The sequence below is a fragment of the Vreelandella lionensis genome (assembly GCF_044543515.1).
Lineage (GTDB): Bacteria > Pseudomonadota > Gammaproteobacteria > Pseudomonadales > Halomonadaceae > Vreelandella > Vreelandella lionensis.
The window spans coordinates 174,569-192,000 of sequence record NZ_JBITWC010000002.1 but is presented as its reverse complement, the minus strand read 5'-3'; the positions used below and the strand labels follow the sequence as shown (position 1 = coordinate 192,000).

Below are 17,432 nucleotides of genomic sequence, written 5' to 3'. Positions count from 1 at the left end.
CAGCACATAGCCAGGAAGAGCTGGACGCCATTGCCTTTGAGCTGAATATGCGACCTCGAAAACGCTTTGGATTTAAATGTCCGATAGAAGTGATGAGCGAGCTGATGGCCAAGTACCATGAAAGCCCATCAACCATCCAATGAGTGTGTTGCACTCAGAGTCTGCATCCGCCTACTTTTTCGTTACGTTGGTCACCTTTTCAAAAAAAATGTTTGCACTATAAATATCCAAGTGACATCTAATGGCATTTTATTTGATGCCTAGGATTAAACGTGCTGGATATGGATTTTGACGAAATCAGATGAAAGTAGATAGGAGAGAAGTCGTGGAAAAAACTGCCAACAAACCTGTGGTTGCGGGTCAGGAGTCAAGCGCATTACCAGCCAGTCGGTCGCTAAATCCGCTTGAAGAATTTGATCGATTAATGGAGGGGTTTTTTGAGCGTAGCTGGCTAAAGCCTTTCTTTAGAGATGATGTGATAAAGGAAAGGCTCGGTTTTTTTGCCCAGAATAACCCTAAGATTGACATTATTGACCGAGAAAAGGAGCTGGTCGTTCGTGCTGAGATGCCTGGTGTTGATCGTAAGGAGATCGATATTGAGATCACCGACCATGCTGTGATGTTAAAAGGGCGGCGATCTGGTGAAACCGAAGAAAAGAAAGATGAATATTATCACTCGGAAATATGGCAAGGCGCTTTTGCTCGGACTATTGCCTTGCCTGTAGATGTAGATACACAGCATGCAGAGGCCAAATTCAAAGATGGCATCCTGACAATCACCATGCCCAAATCCAAACAGGCGTTACGGAGAAAACTTGAGGTCAAGTAAATCGAAAATTATTTAAAAGTCATTTAGTTGACGGAAAGATTAACTGCAAAAAAAGGAGTATTGATGATGTCAAAATCAGATAGCCAACTTCAAAAAGATGTGCTTGCGGAACTTAGCGATGAACCTTCTGTCCGAGCGTCGGATATTGGCGTAGAGGTAAAAGACGGCATTGTAACATTAGCGGGTCATGTTGATAGTTACGCTGAAAAATGGCATGCAGAGAAGGCGGCTCAGCGGGTTGATGGTATTAAAGGAGTAGCCGTGGAAATTGACGTAAAATTGCCAGGAGAGAACCAGCGCACTGATGCTGATATAGCACGTGCGGTTAAGAACACGCTTGAGTGGAATGTATTTATTCCCAACGACCCGATCAAGGTAATGGTTGAAGATGGATGGGTAACGCTAACAGGGGAGGTGCCCTGGGAGTATCAACGTCGCCTAGCTACAAGCTCTATTCGGTATTTAGCAGGTGTTACCGGTGTTAGTAACCAGATTGTTCTCAAGCCTAAGCCGACAACGACGGCGGTTAAGGCTAATATTGAGGCCGCACTTAAACGAAGAGCGCTTCAAGATGCTAATGCCATTAAAGTAGATGTGCATGATCATAATGTCACGCTAAGTGGCAAAGCCCACAATTTTGCAGAGAAAGAGCTCATACACCAGGCTGCATGGAATTCACCTGGTGTCTGGAAGGTGACGGATAATATCAAGATCTGAATACGCTCTATGCTAGAGGCCGATAACATTCGGTTTAGTCATCGAATCACTTAACGTGGTTCGATGACTTTACACTTCGGGTGCCCCGCTAGGGAGAGAGGGCGACTACTTAATCTGCTGTTCGGTGAAGCGCTGCATGATGGTGAGCGTCTTATCGCTGACGTGATGCTCCATCCCTTCGGCATCAATTCTTGCCGTGCTGTCATCTACGCCGAGCGCCCGTAAAAAGTGCAATACAATGTCGTGGCGGGCGCGGGACGTTTCCGCCATTTTCTGACCCTCTTCGGTCAAAAAAAGCGAGCGATAGGGCTTGCTGGTCACTAATCCTAGTTCATTCAAGCGACGAATCATTTTCGATACGGTTGCTTGGCTTACTGCCATACGATTGGCGATATCGGCGGCGCGTGCCTCGCCACGATGCCGAATTAAATCGCCAATTAGCTCGACATAATCTTCGATCAACTCGGTTTCGTGTGCATTGCGCACCGTTTCATACTGCTGTGCGTGCTGTTCCACGGGGGGCAGTGCATCACCGCTTTGACCGCGTGGAGAGAGGGTGCGCTGCTGTTCGTGATCACTCATTGGCAAAGGTTATCAAGGTTAGTGGAAACGTTAATTGGCGATGGTAGCGCATTTTTCACGATAATTGTTAGCCAAGGCTAAATTGTTTGCACAAAGCTTTTTTGTTGAGCTACAGTTGTATTTAACACCAGCCTAGCACGAGGGAGAAACAGGATGCCCAAACAGTATGCGTGGGCCGTACTAAGCGCTTCATTGGCTTGGACCAGCGTTGTGACCACCGCGCAGGCGGAGGAGTTGCAGCAGCCGTCCATCAATATTGCAGTGACTTTTTCTGTGCTCGGTGACTTAGTTAAAAAAGTAGCCGGTGAGGATGCCAACGTAACGGTACTCACGCCTATTAATGCTGAGGTGCACGAATGGGAGCTAACCCCCGACAACTTTGCAGCGCTTGAGGAGGCTGACATCGTTTTCTACAACGGCTACCAGCTTGAGCAGTGGATGCGTCAAGTTGAGTCGGTTGTGCAAGAGGATGTACCAATGGTTGCCGTTGCCGAAGCCTCTGGCTATCCCACTCAGTCGATCGTTACTGGCGATATGGAAGGGGATGTTGATCCACATATGTGGATGGATCCGCGTGCCGCCATTGCCTACGTGCAAGCTATCACAAATGCTTTGAAAGATGGTTTGTCTCACCAAGGCGATGCCCTTCAGCAGCGAGCGACTAACTTGGAGGCACAGCTGCAAGCTCTTCATGTAGAGCTACAGCAATCGCTGGAAGCTATCCCAGATGAGCGCCGCATACTGCTCTCTAGTGAAGCGGCCTTCCTCTATTTTTCCGATGCCTACCGTTTTGAGCATGACGGTATTTGGGGCACAAATGCTGAAACAGAGGGCTCGCCGCGCCAACTGATGCGAGTCATTGACCGTATCAAGGAGCGCCAGCCTGCTGCTCTGTTCTGGGAAAGCACGATATCGGATCGTCACGTGACCAGTATTGCTCGTGATACGGGGCTGCCAGTGGCAGGGCCACTCTATGTCGATTCGCTGAGTGCTCCTGATGGTGAAGCTGCCGACTATTTTGCTATGCAACGCCATAATGTGGCGTTGCTGCGCCGTTACTTGGCTTCTGAGTAATTTTTATGGATACGTCTCTAGCAATGCACACAGCTGCGATTGAAGTAAAGGGACTCTATGCTGCTTATCAACGGCAGCCGGTATTGGAGGATATCCATCTCTCGTTACCGGCAGGCCGCTGGACAGCGATTGTGGGGCCCAATGGCGCAGGTAAATCGACACTGTTTCACGTATTAACCGGTAGTATGAAGCCGCTGCGTGGCCAGGTTGATGCATTTGGCAAAGCGATTGAGCATCATAGAAAGGCGGGTAGTATCGCTTATATGGCCCAGCGAGAAGCAATCGAGTGGGATTTCCCCATCTCGGTTTGGGAAACCGTCATGAGTGCTCGCTATGGGCATATGCGCCAAGATGCTTGGTGGCGGCGGTTACTGCCTGCTCGCTGGCATGAGCAGCGGCATTGCCACGCGGTCGAAAAAGCGCTGGATGATGTCAATATGATGGCATTTGCTGACCGGCCCATTGGAGCACTCTCTGGAGGGCAAAAAAAGCGTGTGCTGCTTGCCAGAGCGCTGGCGCAAGAGGCGAGTATTCTGTTGCTGGACGAGCCGTTGGCAGGCGTTGACCCGCCCAGCGAGCAGCTCATCCTGGATGTTCTAAAGCGGGAGCGCGAAGCGGGAAGAACCATTGTTATGGTCACCCACGATATGCCCGGGGCGCGCCGGTATGTGGATCACGTCGTGCTGATTAACCGATTTATCCGCGGAGAAGGAGCCCCTGACGAGATGCTCAGCGATAGCAAGCTGGCGGAGCTAGCCGTTAGCTCCATAGAGCAATCTGCATACGAAGTCAGTGTGGCTGGCAGCCCAGCGCTGGCAACCAAATAGTAGGCATCAGACATGTTACATACGTTAGACGCTTTTAGTAGTGCCCTAGTGGCCGGGCTGATTGCTGCGCTCATGGTGCCGGTCAACCTGTTGCCTGATAGCATCTCGGATGCTTTTCAATACGCGTTTATGCAGCGGGCGTTGCTCACGTCGATGATGGTCGGCGCTATTTGCGGCATGCTCTCATGCTATGTGGTACTAAAGCGCTGGTCGCTACTTGGGGATGCGATTTCCCATGCCGTACTACCAGGGGTAGCGATTGCCTACTTGCTGGGGCTGCCTTTTTTTATTGGCGCCTTTGTGACCGGGGCTTTAACGTCGCTGGGGATTGGTGCTATTGAGCGCCATACTCGAATTAAATCCGATGCGGCAATGGGTATTATGTTTACCGGGGCTTTTGCGCTTGGCATTGTGCTGATCAGCAAAATTGCCTCTAGCACTCACTTAATGCATATCCTGTTTGGCAATGTGCTGGGGGTGCAGCAGTCAGCACTTCTGCTGACGTTAGCAGCGAGCGTCGTAGCGCTGCTGGTGGTTTGGCTCGCCTTCCGGCCGCTAATGCTCTACGCCTTCGACCCAACTCAAGCCCAGGCCTTGGGATTTAACACAGGCGTCATTCACTACGGTTTGATCCTGCTGCTCACTCTCACAATTGTGGCCAGTTTAGAAACTGTGGGCATTATCTTAGTAGTAGCCATGCTGATTACGCCGGGGGCAACGGCTCACTTACTCACCGACCGCTTCAAAACCATGCTGTTTATCTCTGTCGGGGTAGGGGTGGGCTCTGCGGTACTGGGTTTATGGCTATCGTTTGCATTTGATGTGGCTTCCGGCGGCACCATCGTACTAGTGGCCACCGGCTGCTTCTTTATGGCACTACTGTTTTCACCGAAACACGGTGTGTTGATGCGCCTTTGGCGGCATCGCCAAGTCGGCGCATCTTAATACTACTGCGAGGCTTCCTGCAGTTTCTCCCAGGTTTTTTCAGCAATGCCGATGCCTGCACCGGTCATCAATAGGTAAGTTTGATCGACACCGGCACTATGCAGCGGCTCGGCTTCATCTTGAAAATGAATGCCAGCAATAAGCTGGCCGGTGAAGCCAGCCTTGCGCAGCTCGCGACTTGCTATCAGCTTGCTTTCCAGTTCGGGGGTAGCCAAGGTGACAGCGGAGAGGCCGCGGATATCCAACTGGTGCCAAAACCCCACATCCTCAATATCGCCATAATAAACATGGCGCTGGTTGTCTGACTTGTTGGGGTCAGAATCGATACCTACCACTTCTAGCCCTTTATTGCGGAAGAAATCGTAAGCTGCACTGCCTGTTCGCCCCATACCCAGCACTAGTACAGTGGCCGTTCCTAGGTTGACGGGTTGCTCATCAGGGTGGCGCGCATGGCGTTCAAAGCGAGTTAAATGTTTTTCCCAGCGGTCAAACAGGCTATGCGCCAAGCGGTTAAAGGGTGCCGCTATGACGAATGAGAGCGCCACGGCAATGGCTAACGGAACCAGCCACTCCTCTAAAATGCTTGAGGCGACGATGAGTCCAAACTCACTGTAGGCCGTGAGGCTTAAACTGCCCAGAAAAGCGTTTCTAGCGCGTAACCGGAAGGCTATCAGCAGAGCAAAAAACAGCACTCCCTTTAGCGGCAGTACAACGGCAAGCGCCACGGCAAATAACAGTGCATTGGCATCCGGTAAGCCTGCCATGCCAATTTGCAGGAAAAAGCTGATCAGCAGTACTTCCTTGAGCCCCCATAGCGCTTTGGAAAGCTCCTGGGCGCGAGGGTGATTGGCTAGTAGTAACCCCATCACCAGAGCGCCCACCTCAGAGCTTAATCCAACGGCTTCAAAACCCATGCCGCCGACGGCAATCGCCAGCACCGCACCCATCAATACTAATAGCTCGTCATGCTGAGCAATGCTCATTAGCCAGTACAAAAGCGGGCGAAGTAGAGGGAGTAGGAATACCAACAAAGCCCACAGGCTGGGTGATTGGCCGCTATACATACTTAGCACTGCCAGGGCAGCCAAGTCTTGGATAATCAAAATGCCAATGGCAATACGGCCGTGTAGTGCACGCAGCTCACGTTTGCTTTCCAGCACTTTAGCGGCCAGCACCGTGCTGGAAAACGACAGTGCGATGGCCAGCAGTAGCGCGGTATCCAACGGTAGTGAAAAAAGCACCGAGAACCCAAAGGTAAACACTAGGCAGGTAATGACTAAGTGTATCAACGCGCTGCCTAATACCACCGGCTCGGCCAGGCTTCTAATATTTAGCTTCAAGCCAATAGTGAACAGTAGCAGCAGTACACCAAGGTGGGCGAGATGCTCTAGGAGTGGGCCTGCGTCGTCAGGCAGGCCAATGCTGGGGCCAAACGCATTGAGGGCAAACCCAGCCGCTAAAAAGCCAACTAACGGGGGAAGATTGACTTGACGGGCGGCAATACCGAAAACAAACGCGAACGACAAAATAAGTACTTCAAACATGCGGTGTCCTTAGCAAACGTGTTGGGCTGGCTATTTATTAATACGCCAATGTTTTTGCATTTCGATAAATGTGAAAGAAGCGGACCATGTAATCAGTACGAAGCCCGTCAGTGCCAGCGTGCCGTATAGGAACCGAACGGGTCCGACGGCATAGATATCCCCGTAGCCGACGGTGGTGTACGTCACCGCAGAGAAGAAAATATAATCTAGCAGGTGAAAGCTCTCATAACCTTTCAGTGCGCCAATGCCGTTAATGGCCGATAGCCACCAGCCCGTTAACCCAAATAGCCAAATTTCAGCGATGTGGGTGGCTAGCACGCCGAACGCCATCACGAGAATACGTTGGCGATGGGGGCGGTGCGACTGCTCAATTTGTCGAGAGATTAGCCAAAGTGCTTCGTAATGCAGTAAGACGGCAAGCACAACGGCAATAAACGTCGTGATCACAACAGCTACATGTCCAGGATAGGGAATAGCCACGTTACATTAGTACCCAAAACGTTGATGAAGTGGGCAGTGATTTAGCATAACCGGCTGCCAAACAGTAGCAGTGATGGATCTAGTGTTTGCCATCCCCACCAAGCCAGAAATAAGAACCCGCTGAATAGCAGTAGGCTAAGTGCCGTCCATAACGTAGTGGTTGGCGTCATGATGTCACCTGGGGAGCAGTGGGGCGGGTGAGAGGCTTCTCACTAATAAACCAATGAAGAGCGGCAGCGACTACCGAGAGGATAATCACAATCTGCCACACCGTATTGTAATGGCCGGTGATGTCGTACAGATAGCCACCCAACCATACCCCCATAAACGAGCCTAGCTGATGAAACAGGAATACAATCCCCCCCAGCATGGATAAGTGGCGCACACCAAACACTGAGGCCACGATACCGTTAGTGAGCGGAACAGTGGAGAGCCACAGTAGACCCATAGCAATACCAAACAGATAAGCGCTGGTGGTGGTCAGCGGTAGCACGATAAAAGCGGTAATCACTACACCACGAATTAAGTATAGCCAGCTCAGCAGGTGCGGCTTAGACCAAATGCCGCCCATCCAGCCAGCGGTATAGGTACCTACAATATTGAATAGCCCGACAAGAGCGAGCACCGTGGTGCCTACCTGCACCGCTAAGCCATTATCGAACAAATAGCCTGGCAAATGCACCGCGATAAACACCACCTGAAAGCCACACACAAAAAAGCCCAGGCAAAGCAGCCAAAACCCTTTTTGCCCAGCCGCTTCGTTAAGCGCATCGCGCAGGCTTAAATCGCCCAGCGCATTGGCGCGGGGGCGGTCTTTTACCATCGCGCCCAGCGGTATCATCAGGGCAGCAATCGCCCCCATGGCCAGTAGTGCAGAAGACCAGCCCAACCACTCAATCAAGCCCAGCGTGCCGGGCAGCATGGCGAATTGACCAAACGAGCCCGCCGCACTGACGATGCCCATCGCCATACTGCGTTTTTCAGGCGCGACCGCACGGCCAACGGCACCTAAAATGACCGAGAAAGTGGTTCCCGACAAACCAAAGCCAATCAGTAGGCCAGCGCTTAGGGTCATTCCTAAAGAACTGGTAGAAAGGCTCATCAAGCAAAGCCCTAGTACGTAAAGCGCACCGCCTACCACGATAATCCTGGCCGCCCCAAAACGGTCGGCCAGCGCGCCAGTAAAGGGTTGGGATAAGCCCCAGATCAGGTTTTGAACAGCCAATGCGAAGGCAAAAACGCCACGGCCCCAGCCAAAGTCGCTGCTGATGGGCTCCAGAAACAAGCCAAAACCATGGCGTAGACCCATGGCGGTTGAAATAACCAGGCTGGCGAGCACAATAAGAAGCAGCGTGTGGTGTCTTTGGAGTGCCATGTCACGTCTCTTTTATGTGGTTGATTAACGCGTCTAACTATCGCATGGCTTTGATGGCTTTAGAAGCTTTGCCATAGCAAGCGTTAAGTGTCACCAAAGGCCGGGATACTAAGCAGTATCTTATAAAGCAGCAAGCCTAGTTAATAAAAGTAGCGCTGTGCTCGCTGCCATGATCAAACTGATTTCCACCTGGCGTAGCCTTTGTTTAGCCTGATTATCAGCGCTCTATCTGTTAGAATCCGCCACCTTCGGCGTTAATGACCTTCCAATAGCTCTGGGTATTTCCATGAATGCAGTAATTCTTGCAGTGCTCGTCATGGTGGCACTGTCGCTTCTTCGCGTGTCCGTTGTTTTCGCTCTGGTGGTCGGAGCGTTAGTGGGGGGGCTAGTGGGTGGCCTTTCTCTAGACGATACGCTCAGCGCGTTTAATGAGGGCGTCGGTGGTGGCGCGCAAGTAGCGCTAGCGTATGCAACGTTAGGGGCTTTTGCGGTGGCCATCTCCCGTTCCGGCCTGCCCGATATGCTGGCGAATCGATTGATTACCATGTTGGGTAAAGAGGCAACGGCCGCTCATCAGGCGCGTGTGAAAATGCTCCTACTAGTGGCCGTATTGCTGGTGGCGATTTCTTCGCAGAATGCGATTCCGGTGCATATCGCCTTTATTCCCGTACTGATACCGCCGCTGTTGGCGGTGATGAACCGCCTACAGCTAGACCGCCGTGCCGTAGCCTGCGCACTGACCTTTGGCTTAACCGCTCCCTATATGCTGCTACCAGTGGGGTTCGGGGCGATCTTTCTGAACGATATATTGCTGGCAAACTTGAACAGTGCCGGAGAGTCGTTAGGGCTGGAAATTACCCGCGGCATGGTGCCCATGGCGATGGCGATTCCGGTAGGTGGTATGGCCATTGGTTTACTGGTGGCGCTTTTGTTTAGCTACCGTGGCCAGCGCCAGTACGCCAGTCAAGACTTAGCCGCGCCAAACGCGCAACAAACACGGAAACCCGCTGAACCTCATATGCTGGGGCTGGTAATGTCGGGTGTGGCGATTGTGGCTGCATTAGGTTTGCAGCTGTATACCGGCTCTATGATCGTAGGCGGTTTGGTCGGTATAGGTTTGCTCTCCTTAGGCGGCATTTTCAAATGGCGCGAGGCGGACGACCTGTTCACCAGCGGCATGCGCATGATGGCGCTGATTGGTTTTATCATGATCTCGGCGGCAGGCTTTGCTGAGGTGATGAAAGCCACCGGTGATATCGAATCGCTCGTCGCTGGCGCCTTCGATCTGTTCGGCGATAACCGTGGCTTAGCCGCGTTGGTGATGCTGCTGGTCGGCCTGTTTATTACGCTGGGCATTGGCTCTTCTTTCTCTACCATTCCCATTATCGCGGCGATTTTCGTGCCGCTGGCCGTGCAGTTTGGCTTCTCGCCCATGGCGACCGTGGTGCTGGTTGGCACCGCAGCGGCGCTAGGAGATGCGGGTTCTCCTGCATCGGATTCCACTTTAGGGCCAACCTCAGGTTTGAACGTGGATGGTCAGCACGACCACATGTGGGACAGCGTGGTACCGACCTTCCTGCACTACAACATTCCACTGATTGCGTTTGGCTGGCTGGCGGCCATGTCGCTTTAATCAGCGATATCTGCCGCGTCAGTCGTGGTGAGTAATGCAAAGGGCAGCGATAAGCTGCCCTTTTTAATGCAATCTAGCGAGTAGTGTTGCTACTGTTTGGGCAAGTGAGTTTCAAAAGCGCTCAGCAGGCCGCGCAGTAACGAGAGCTCTTTTCGGCTGGGTTGGGCACGAGCGAACAGCGCTTGCAACTGCTCTTCAGTGCGGGCATGAGGCTGGGTTAAGAACCCGCTCCGTTGCATGAGTTTTCCAAGGTGCTCCTGGAAATAGCCAAACTGTTCCCGGCTAGGCGGTGTGGCTTCTAATGGGCGCTGATACTCAAAGCCGCTGGTATCGCGCTTCCGCCAAGCACGGTGCACTTCATAAGCGAGAATTTGTACCGCTTGGGAGAGGTTCAGAATACCGTACTCAGGGTTGGCGGGAATGCTGACCTGATGGCTGCAGCAGCGAATCTCATCGTTGGTTAAGCCCGAACGTTCCCGACCAAACACCAGTGCAACAGGGGCCTGCGCGGCGTTCGCAATGACCTGTCGCGCCATGTCGTCTGGTTCATCAAAATGCGGGAGCGGCATGCTGCGTAATCGGGCGCTGGCACCGACGACTTGAACGCAGTCGCTAACGGCTTCTTCTAACGTGCTTACACAGCGAGCGTTTTCCAACACATCCGTTGCGCCAGCGGCTAAGCGAGTAGCTTCGTCATCGGGAAATGTGCGCGGATTTACCAGCACAAGTTCCGTTAACCCCATGGTTTTCATGGCGCGGGCAGTAGCGCCAATATTGCCCGGATGAAATGTTTGCACCAGTACGATACGAATATTGGAAAGCACGGGAAATTAAACCTAAAAGCTGCCAAATAAAGGCGATGATGGTAGCACGCTTTGTTGCGCCATAAAGGTGATGCAAAAGAAAGAACCCCGCCGAAGCGGGGTTCTTAATGACGTTAACCGTCAGAGCGATAGGCTCATGGGTGCATTACATCATGCCGCCCATGCCACCCATTCCGCCCATGCCACCCATATCAGGGGCAGCTTCTTTCTCTTCCGGGTCGTCAGCGATCATGCACTCAGTGGTGATCATCAGACCAGCAACAGAACCAGCGGACTGCAGGGCAGTACGGGTTACTTTCGCCGGGTCCAGAACGCCCATTTCGAACAGGTCGCCGTATTCGCTGGTTTGCGCGTTGTAGCCGAAGTTGCCGGTCTCATCTTTAACACGGTTGATGACGACGGCGGGCTCTTCGCCAGCGTTGGCTACGATTTGACGCAGCGGTGCCTGCATAGCGCGTAGCGCCATGTTGATACCGTGGTTCTGGTCTTCGTTGTCGCCGGTCAGGCCTTGTACTTTGGCCATGACGCGTACCAGGGCAGTACCGCCACCAGGCACAACGCCTTCTTCTACGGCAGCGCGAGTTGAGTGCAGCGCATCTTCGACACGGGCTTTCTTCTCTTTCATTTCGACTTCGGTAGCCGCGCCGACGCGAATCACCGCAACACCGCCTGCCAGTTTGGCAACGCGCTCTTGCAGCTTCTCTTTGTCGTAGTCAGAAGAAGTGTCTTCGATTTGCGCGCGGATTTGGTTAACGCGTGCTTCGATGTCGCCTTCTGCACCAGCACCGTCGATGATGGTGGAGTTTTCTTTCGACATGGTCATGCGCTTAGCGGTACCCAGGTGATCCAGGTTCGCTTGCTCAAGCGTCAGACCGACTTCTTCAGAAATCACGGTGCCGTTGGTCAGGATAGCGATATCCTGCAGCATGGCTTTACGACGGTCGCCGAAACCAGGTGCTTTGGCAGCGGCTACTTTAACGATGCCGCGCATGTTGTTAACGACCAGCGTGGCCAGCGCTTCGCCTTCGATATCTTCAGCGATAATCGCTAGCGGCTTGCCTTGCTTAGCAACAGCTTCCAGCACCGGCAGCAGTTCGCGGATGTTGGAGATCTTCTTGTCGACGAGCAGGATGTAAGGGTCTTCCAGCTCAACGGTCATGGTGTCTTGATTGGTGACGAAGTAGGGCGAGAGGTAGCCGCGATCAAACTGCATACCCTCAACGACTTCCAGCTCGTCTTCAAAGCCGCGACCTTCATCAACGGTGATGACGCCTTCTTTACCGACTTTTTCCATCGCTTCAGCGATGATTTCGCCAATACGCTTGTCGCCGTTGGCAGAGATAGTACCTACCTGGGCAATGGATTTGGTGTCGGTGCAGGGTACAGACATTGCCTGGATCTCTTTCACTGCCGCAGCGACCGCTTGGTCGATACCGCGCTTAAGATCCATCGGGTTCATACCGGCAGTAACACCTTTCAGGCCTTCCGCAACAATCGCTTGAGCCAGAACGGTGGCGGTGGTGGTGCCGTCACCCGCAGCGTCAGAAGTTTTTGAAGCAACTTCTTTTACCATCTGGGCGCCCATGTTTTCGAACTTGTCTTTCAGTTCGATCTCTTTGGCAACCGATACACCGTCTTTGGTCACGGTCGGTGCGCCAAACGACTTGTCCAGTACTACGTTGCGGCCTTTCGGGCCCAGCGTAACTTTTACGGCGTTTGCCAGAATGTCGACGCCACGCGCCATGCGTTTACGAGCATCATCAGAAAACTTAACTTGCTTAGCTGCCATGTTCGTTACTTCCTAAATATTGAAATAGAAAAGTGAAAGTAAGTAGCCGAGGCGGATTAGCCTTCAACGACGGCCAGGATATCGGCTTCGCTCATGATCAGAACTTCTTCGCCGTTGATTTTTTGCTTTTCAACGCCGTAGCCGTCTTTGAAAATCACCGTATCGCCAACTTTTACATCCAGCGGGCGTACGTCGCCGTTGTCGAGAATGCGGCCATTACCAACAGCCAGGATTTCGCCACGCGTGGGTTTTTCCTGTGCATTACCCGGTAGCACGATGCCGCCAGCGGTTTTCTGCTCTTCTTCCACGCGACGGATCACAACGCGATCGTGCAAAGGACGGATATTCATGCTCACGTTCTCCTGAGTATCGTCAAAGCCCCTAGGGGCAGTTAGCTTAAAGTGATTTCCGTGGGCTAAGCCCTCGGAAAGTGAAGGCACGTTGCCTTCATGTTTATGGCGAAAGCGTAGCTTTCACCGAACCTGTGTGCTGACTCAAAAGTGGGGGCTAGCCAACACCTTTCAAGGGGTGGATAAGAAAAAAATTACACAATAGCGGTTTTCAAAGGCGATAAGCACTTAGCGCCGACGAGGTGTATCGTCGCCGCTAATAAACTCTCCCTCAATTGGGCCGTTTTGCGTGTTGGAATAGTCGCGCTGAGTGTTCTGCTCCCAGCCTGAAGAGCCGCTCTGGTAAGTGTGTTGCTTGGCCGTTGCAGTTTTGAGCCCCGCCCAGGTCAGCGCTTTCATCAGCAACTGGCGCGCATTGGGTATGAGGCAGGCAATGCCCAGTGCATCCGATAGAAACCCCGGGGCGAGCAGAAGGGCGCCGCCAAAAATTAATGCCGCCCCAGTGAGCAGCTCTTGCGAAGGAATTTCACCCATCTGCATGCGCTGGCGTGCGCGGGCAAAAGTAGAAACGCCTTCCTTGCGAATGAGGTGAAGCCCGATAAAGCCTGTGCCTAGCACTAATAAAAGCGTGGTTAGCAGGCCTATTTGGCTGCCGATGGTAAAAAGCAGCACAAAGTCCAGTAGAGTGAACAGCGAAATAAAGAGAAGAATAGGCATGGACGACTCCAAAACAGGCGTAATCGTTGAATATGGTGACAGAAATATAAAAAACAAGCAGCAAGTGTGGTTTGGCAAGCCAAAGGCCGCTCGATATTTTAAACTGGCTCTTATATGCTGCAATGCACAAATATTGGTGAAAGAGTGCGTGTTGTTGGTACTAGCTAGCTGCCAGCACGCTTGCTTAAGGAGAAAGAGATGCAATTAGATAAAAAAGTGGTGGCGATTACCGGTGGTGCCCGTGGATTAGGGTTTGCCATTGCCAAGCGGTTAGGCAAGCAGGGTGCTCAGATTGCCCTCATTGATATGAGTGCAGAGGCTTTAGATAGCGCGGTCTCTGCGCTTGGTTCTGAGGGCGTATCAGCCCATGCATTTGTTGCTAATGTGGCAGACGAGCAATCGGTTCAGCATGCCTTCGCTGATATCGCCCAGCGCTTGGGGCCTGTCAGTGGCTGTGTGAATAATGCAGGCATTACTGACGATGGGATGTTGATTAAAGCGAAAGGTGGCGTTGTAGAAAAGCGCATGTCGCTCGCTTCATGGCAGTGTGTGCTGGACGTTAACCTAACGGGTGTATTCCTATGTGGGCGTGAAGCGGCGACGCACATGGTTGAGGCTGGGCACGAAGGCGTTATCGTCAATATTTCTAGTATTTCCCGTGCGGGTAATATGGGGCAAAGTAACTACGCAGCGGCAAAAGCGGGGGTACATGCGCTAACAGTGACGTGGGGGAAAGAGCTGGCGCGCTATGGAATTCGCACCGGCACTGTGGCGCCAGGGTTTATCGAGACTGAGATGACTGCCTCAATGCGCCCAGACATGCTGGAAAGAATTGCCGCAAGCGTTCCATTAAAGCATTTAGGTGAGCCTGACCATATTGCTCAAAGCGTGGCGTTTGTGTTTGATAACGACTACTTCACTGCACGTATTATTGAATGCGACGGTGGTTTGCGGCTTTAACCAAAAAGCGATGAGCATTGGCCATATAGTGCGCTGATGCTCATCGGCTAGGGGTTTGTGTTAAGTAGCGCTAAAACTCAAAGTAGTCCCGCTGAATTGCCCGCTGAAAGTACATTTCTAGGCGTACGGTCATTGCCCAGCGCGGGTCGTAGCTATCTTCACGCTGGAAATGCAGTTCAGGAATCACATCGCCAAACAGAATCCCTTTATGAAGATCGCGACGGTAGCGCGTCTGTAGGTAGTAATTGGTCATGCGCGGGTTAGAAGCGCTTTCACCAATCGCAATGGCAGAGTAGCGCATGGCGCTGCGGTCATTTAGTCGCTGATTCAGCTCAGCCACTTCGCTATATTCTAAGGTGTCTTCTTCTTCGCGCCATTGAACCGTGGTAATGAAGCGTAGATGGCGATTTTCCGATAGCGGTCGGCCCATATCCCAAGTAGTACGCGCTGAGTAACCATCATTATTAAACCAGGATACTCGGTTGAAAGACTCTAACTGCCAGGGGCCGTCGCCAATATCCCAAAGCCGCTCACTGGTAAAGCGTACGTAAGGGTCCAGAGGCATGCGAAGGCGAATACCCGCGCCAATTCGGTTGCTCCAGTTTTCGCGCTTATCACGACTCTCTAGCCAATCCAGGCCAAAGGTGGAGGTGCTGCGGTCACGCTGGTCGTTATAGAGGCGGCCGGAGCCTTGATCTGCCAGCGTGCCTTGTGATTCTTCGGGGTCGCTTTCAATGACTAGGCGTAGACGCTCTTCTGTCGTAGGCAAGTCGATCCGGTAGCGGACACTAATATCGCCGCTGGTGCCATCACTTTCCATCCAGTCAATTTCCTGGCCAAGGCGCAGATAGGATTCATTATTGACGGTTGCGGACTCTCCGCCCCCAAAAAATGCATCAATGTTGCGAGAGGTGTTGTCGACCCAGTTGCCAACGCTGGCTCGAAATGGCTCAACGCGCTCCTCTGCCCAGTCAGGTAAATCACTATCTTCCTCAGCAGCATGACTTTGAAACGAGAGGGTGGTAAGTGTGCCAAGGCAAATAAACGCAATGACGGGTTTCATAGGTCTGTCCCCAAAATTTTAATTATGCGCACTGCATTATTGTGCTTTATGCATTTCGATATCTTTAGCCCATTTCAAAACGCGTTTGCGATCTCTTCGGCTATTCATGCGCTCTGTATCGACTTTTAGTGGCGTTAGCTGATGAAGCGGGTCCGTCGTTAGGTCAAGAGCAAAGCGACGTGACGCTCCAACGGGCATATCTTCAGAGCCATAAATGGCAATGACGCGTATTTCCAGCTCTGGCTTCTGTTGTTGCAGTGTTTGCTCATCAAGCTGCCAGTGGCGCGTTAATTGCTGAACAATCGCACCAAACGATTGAATATGTAAGTAATCGCCTGACGCCAGCGGCCCTTGATGGGTGCGATAGCAGGCCTCATCGTCATCGCCGCTCTGCTGCTGATACTCCACCACGTCTAGTTCATAAATACCGTCATGGGTATGGAGCACTGCCACCAAATGCTGGATGTAGATCGCTTCACTGCTCATATTGCTAATTAAACACAGCGCGTCAGTGCCAACACCTTTGCCGCGATTCACAATAATACGAGGGCGGCGTTGACGAACGTAGCCGTTATAGAGCAATTGTGCGTAGAAAACCCACACAAATAGCGTGCAGATGCTAGTAATCGCTGAAATTGCCTGAGCGTTGTCATTAAGCCATTGCATAAGTTGAGATCCTTCTCAAATTAAACGGCGATCATAGGTCGCTAACGTAGCGTAAAAATAGGCGCGCGTCAGCTAGTTAGAGCAGTTTGAGGGAATTTAGAAACAAAAAAATTCGGTTAGCATTGAGCTACCGAATTATTTGAAATGATACGCTTTAAATTGGTGCGGATGGGGAGACTCGAACTCCCACACCTTACGGCACTAGAACCTAAATCTAGCGTGTCTACCAATTCCACCACATCCGCAGAAGACGAGGCGTATATTATCAACATTTGCGCTAATGTCAAATCTTACAGCGCTATTTTTTAACATGAGGGCAAAGGAGGACGTGAAGCGGTGAAGAAATGGATCGTGACCATTAACCAGTGGCTCAAGCAGGGGCTGCCCGGCTACTGTGCATTTTGCCTTACTGGGCGCTCATTAAGTGCAGGGTGGTGCGATGAATGCTTTGCATTGCTCCCCTGGAATCTTCATAGCTGCGAGCAGTGTGCCGAGCCGCTGGCGGGGGTGGCTGGTAAACGGTGTAGTCACTGTCTGACGGAGCCACCTAGCTTTACCACCACGACAGCGCCGCTTTGCTACCAAGATACGATAACTTCCTTGGTGCACGACTTTAAATTTCATGGCTCCCCACGTGCGGGAATGCTGCTAGTTGAGTTGATGTTATCCCGGTGCCCCAGCCAGATGGCCAGCGCATTGCTCCCTGTGCCTATGTATCCCGGGCGTGCCAAAGAGCGCGGATTCAATCAGGCGCAGTGGCTGGCTGAACGGCTAGGCGACCGGTTGGATCTACCGGTGATGCAGGCGCATTGTATTAAGCATTTGCCTTCTCAGCGCTCTTTAAACCGCCGGGAGCGACAGCAAAACTTAGCAGGTGCATTTATGATGGACACTGAGATGCCCGCGCATGTGACTATTATCGACGATGTAGTAACAACCGGTGCCACCGGCCATGCGTTAGCGACCGTACTGCTGGAACAGGGTGCCAAGCGCGTTGATATTTGGGCTGCTGCCCGTACACCGCTGCAGAAGAGTTGATAAACTAGGCAGCCCATCC

At 52.2% G+C, this 17,432-nt stretch carries 18 protein-coding genes, 1 tRNA gene and 1 pseudogene; 9 read left to right on the top strand and 11 right to left on the bottom strand.

The features are described from left to right. The 3 genes and pseudogenes from ACIGG6_RS01935 to ACIGG6_RS01925 form a co-directional block, all read left to right on the top strand. A pseudogene (locus tag ACIGG6_RS01935) lies at nt 1-143 on the top strand (IS30 family transposase); the annotation flags it as partial. Nucleotides 144-325: 182 nt separating this feature from the next. Further along, on the top strand, nt 326-829 hold the full coding sequence (locus ACIGG6_RS01930) for an Hsp20/alpha crystallin family protein (RefSeq protein WP_083023904.1): 504 nt from the start codon (nt 326-328) through the stop codon (nt 827-829). Between the two features lie 63 nt (nt 830-892). Beyond that, complete coding sequence (locus ACIGG6_RS01925; protein ID WP_243470319.1) at nt 893-1,546, top strand: BON domain-containing protein; 654 nt, start codon at nt 893-895, stop codon at nt 1,544-1,546. A 105-nt stretch (nt 1,547-1,651) separates the two neighbouring features. Here the strand turns inward: ACIGG6_RS01925 and mntR are convergent, their stop codons facing one another. Next, a complete protein-coding gene (gene mntR / locus ACIGG6_RS01920) occupies nt 1,652-2,128 on the bottom strand; it encodes a manganese-binding transcriptional regulator MntR (RefSeq protein ID WP_399841643.1) in 477 nt (158 codons plus the stop codon). Between the two features lie 153 nt (nt 2,129-2,281). On the opposite strand from mntR, the gene ACIGG6_RS01915 reads away from it, so the two are divergent. The 3 genes from ACIGG6_RS01915 to ACIGG6_RS01905 are packed head-to-tail and all read left to right on the top strand — an operon-like array spanning nt 2,282 to nt 4,974. After that, on the top strand, nt 2,282-3,202 hold the full coding sequence (locus ACIGG6_RS01915; RefSeq protein WP_399841641.1) for a metal ABC transporter substrate-binding protein: 921 nt from the start codon (nt 2,282-2,284) through the stop codon (nt 3,200-3,202). Between the two features lie 5 nt (nt 3,203-3,207). Beyond that, the gene (locus ACIGG6_RS01910; RefSeq protein WP_399841639.1) at nt 3,208-4,029 is read left to right on the top strand and encodes a metal ABC transporter ATP-binding protein; all 822 of its coding nucleotides are present in this window, start codon (nt 3,208-3,210) and stop codon (nt 4,027-4,029) included. A 12-nt stretch (nt 4,030-4,041) separates the two neighbouring features. Continuing rightward, nucleotides 4,042-4,974 carry a metal ABC transporter permease gene (locus ACIGG6_RS01905; RefSeq protein WP_083023900.1) on the top strand — a complete coding sequence of 311 codons (933 nt, stop codon included), beginning with the start codon at nt 4,042-4,044 and terminating at the stop codon, nt 4,972-4,974. A gap of 2 nt (nt 4,975-4,976) precedes the next feature. Here the strand turns inward: ACIGG6_RS01905 and ACIGG6_RS01900 are convergent, their stop codons facing one another. The 3 genes from ACIGG6_RS01900 to ACIGG6_RS01890 form a co-directional block, all read right to left on the bottom strand. Then, entirely contained in the window at nt 4,977-6,518 is a 1,542-nt protein-coding gene (locus tag ACIGG6_RS01900) for a cation:proton antiporter domain-containing protein (RefSeq protein WP_399841637.1), read from the bottom strand. A 30-nt stretch (nt 6,519-6,548) separates the two neighbouring features. Further along, nucleotides 6,549-6,965 (bottom strand): ion channel, encoded by a 417-nt coding sequence (locus ACIGG6_RS01895; protein WP_399841635.1) that lies wholly within the window; start codon nt 6,963-6,965, stop codon nt 6,549-6,551. Between the two features lie 199 nt (nt 6,966-7,164). Continuing rightward, nucleotides 7,165-8,373: an MFS transporter gene (locus tag ACIGG6_RS01890; protein ID WP_399841633.1), complete on the bottom strand. Its 1,209-nt coding sequence runs from the start codon at nt 8,371-8,373 to the stop codon at nt 7,165-7,167. A gap of 286 nt (nt 8,374-8,659) precedes the next feature. Between ACIGG6_RS01890 and ACIGG6_RS01885 the strand changes: the two genes are divergently transcribed. After that, nucleotides 8,660-10,006, top strand: coding sequence for a Na+/H+ antiporter family protein (locus ACIGG6_RS01885; protein WP_399841630.1), 1,347 nt, complete (start codon nt 8,660-8,662; stop codon nt 10,004-10,006). A gap of 89 nt (nt 10,007-10,095) precedes the next feature. Here the strand turns inward: ACIGG6_RS01885 and ACIGG6_RS01880 are convergent, their stop codons facing one another. The 4 genes from ACIGG6_RS01880 to ACIGG6_RS01865 form a co-directional block, all read right to left on the bottom strand. Next, nucleotides 10,096-10,830, bottom strand: coding sequence for an RNA methyltransferase (locus ACIGG6_RS01880; RefSeq protein WP_399841627.1), 735 nt, complete (start codon nt 10,828-10,830; stop codon nt 10,096-10,098). Nucleotides 10,831-10,975: 145 nt separating this feature from the next. Continuing rightward, a complete protein-coding gene (groL, locus tag ACIGG6_RS01875) occupies nt 10,976-12,619 on the bottom strand; it encodes a chaperonin GroEL (protein WP_253503857.1) in 1,644 nt (547 codons plus the stop codon). Between the two features lie 56 nt (nt 12,620-12,675). Further along, nucleotides 12,676-12,969: a co-chaperone GroES gene (locus ACIGG6_RS01870; RefSeq protein WP_044628009.1), complete on the bottom strand. Its 294-nt coding sequence runs from the start codon at nt 12,967-12,969 to the stop codon at nt 12,676-12,678. A 228-nt stretch (nt 12,970-13,197) separates the two neighbouring features. After that, nucleotides 13,198-13,686 (bottom strand): FxsA family protein, encoded by a 489-nt coding sequence (locus tag ACIGG6_RS01865; RefSeq protein WP_083023889.1) that lies wholly within the window; start codon nt 13,684-13,686, stop codon nt 13,198-13,200. Between the two features lie 198 nt (nt 13,687-13,884). Between ACIGG6_RS01865 and ACIGG6_RS01860 the strand changes: the two genes are divergently transcribed. Next, nucleotides 13,885-14,646 carry an SDR family oxidoreductase gene (locus ACIGG6_RS01860; protein ID WP_399841625.1) on the top strand — a complete coding sequence of 254 codons (762 nt, stop codon included), beginning with the start codon at nt 13,885-13,887 and terminating at the stop codon, nt 14,644-14,646. Nucleotides 14,647-14,716: 70 nt separating this feature from the next. Here ACIGG6_RS01860 and ACIGG6_RS01855 read toward each other — a convergent pair whose 3' ends face one another. The 3 genes from ACIGG6_RS01855 to ACIGG6_RS01845 form a co-directional block, all read right to left on the bottom strand. Then, nucleotides 14,717-15,709 carry a hypothetical protein gene (locus tag ACIGG6_RS01855; protein ID WP_399841622.1) on the bottom strand — a complete coding sequence of 331 codons (993 nt, stop codon included), beginning with the start codon at nt 15,707-15,709 and terminating at the stop codon, nt 14,717-14,719. 36 nt (nt 15,710-15,745) lie between these two features. Then, entirely contained in the window at nt 15,746-16,375 is a 630-nt protein-coding gene (locus ACIGG6_RS01850) for a hypothetical protein (RefSeq protein WP_399841619.1), read from the bottom strand. 160 nt (nt 16,376-16,535) lie between these two features. Continuing rightward, a tRNA-Leu gene (locus tag ACIGG6_RS01845) sits at nt 16,536-16,620 on the bottom strand. Nucleotides 16,621-16,711: 91 nt separating this feature from the next. Between ACIGG6_RS01845 and ACIGG6_RS01840 the strand changes: the two genes are divergently transcribed. Beyond that, nucleotides 16,712-17,413, top strand: coding sequence for a ComF family protein (locus ACIGG6_RS01840; protein ID WP_399841617.1), 702 nt, complete (start codon nt 16,712-16,714; stop codon nt 17,411-17,413). Nucleotides 17,414-17,432 lie beyond the last annotated feature (19 nt).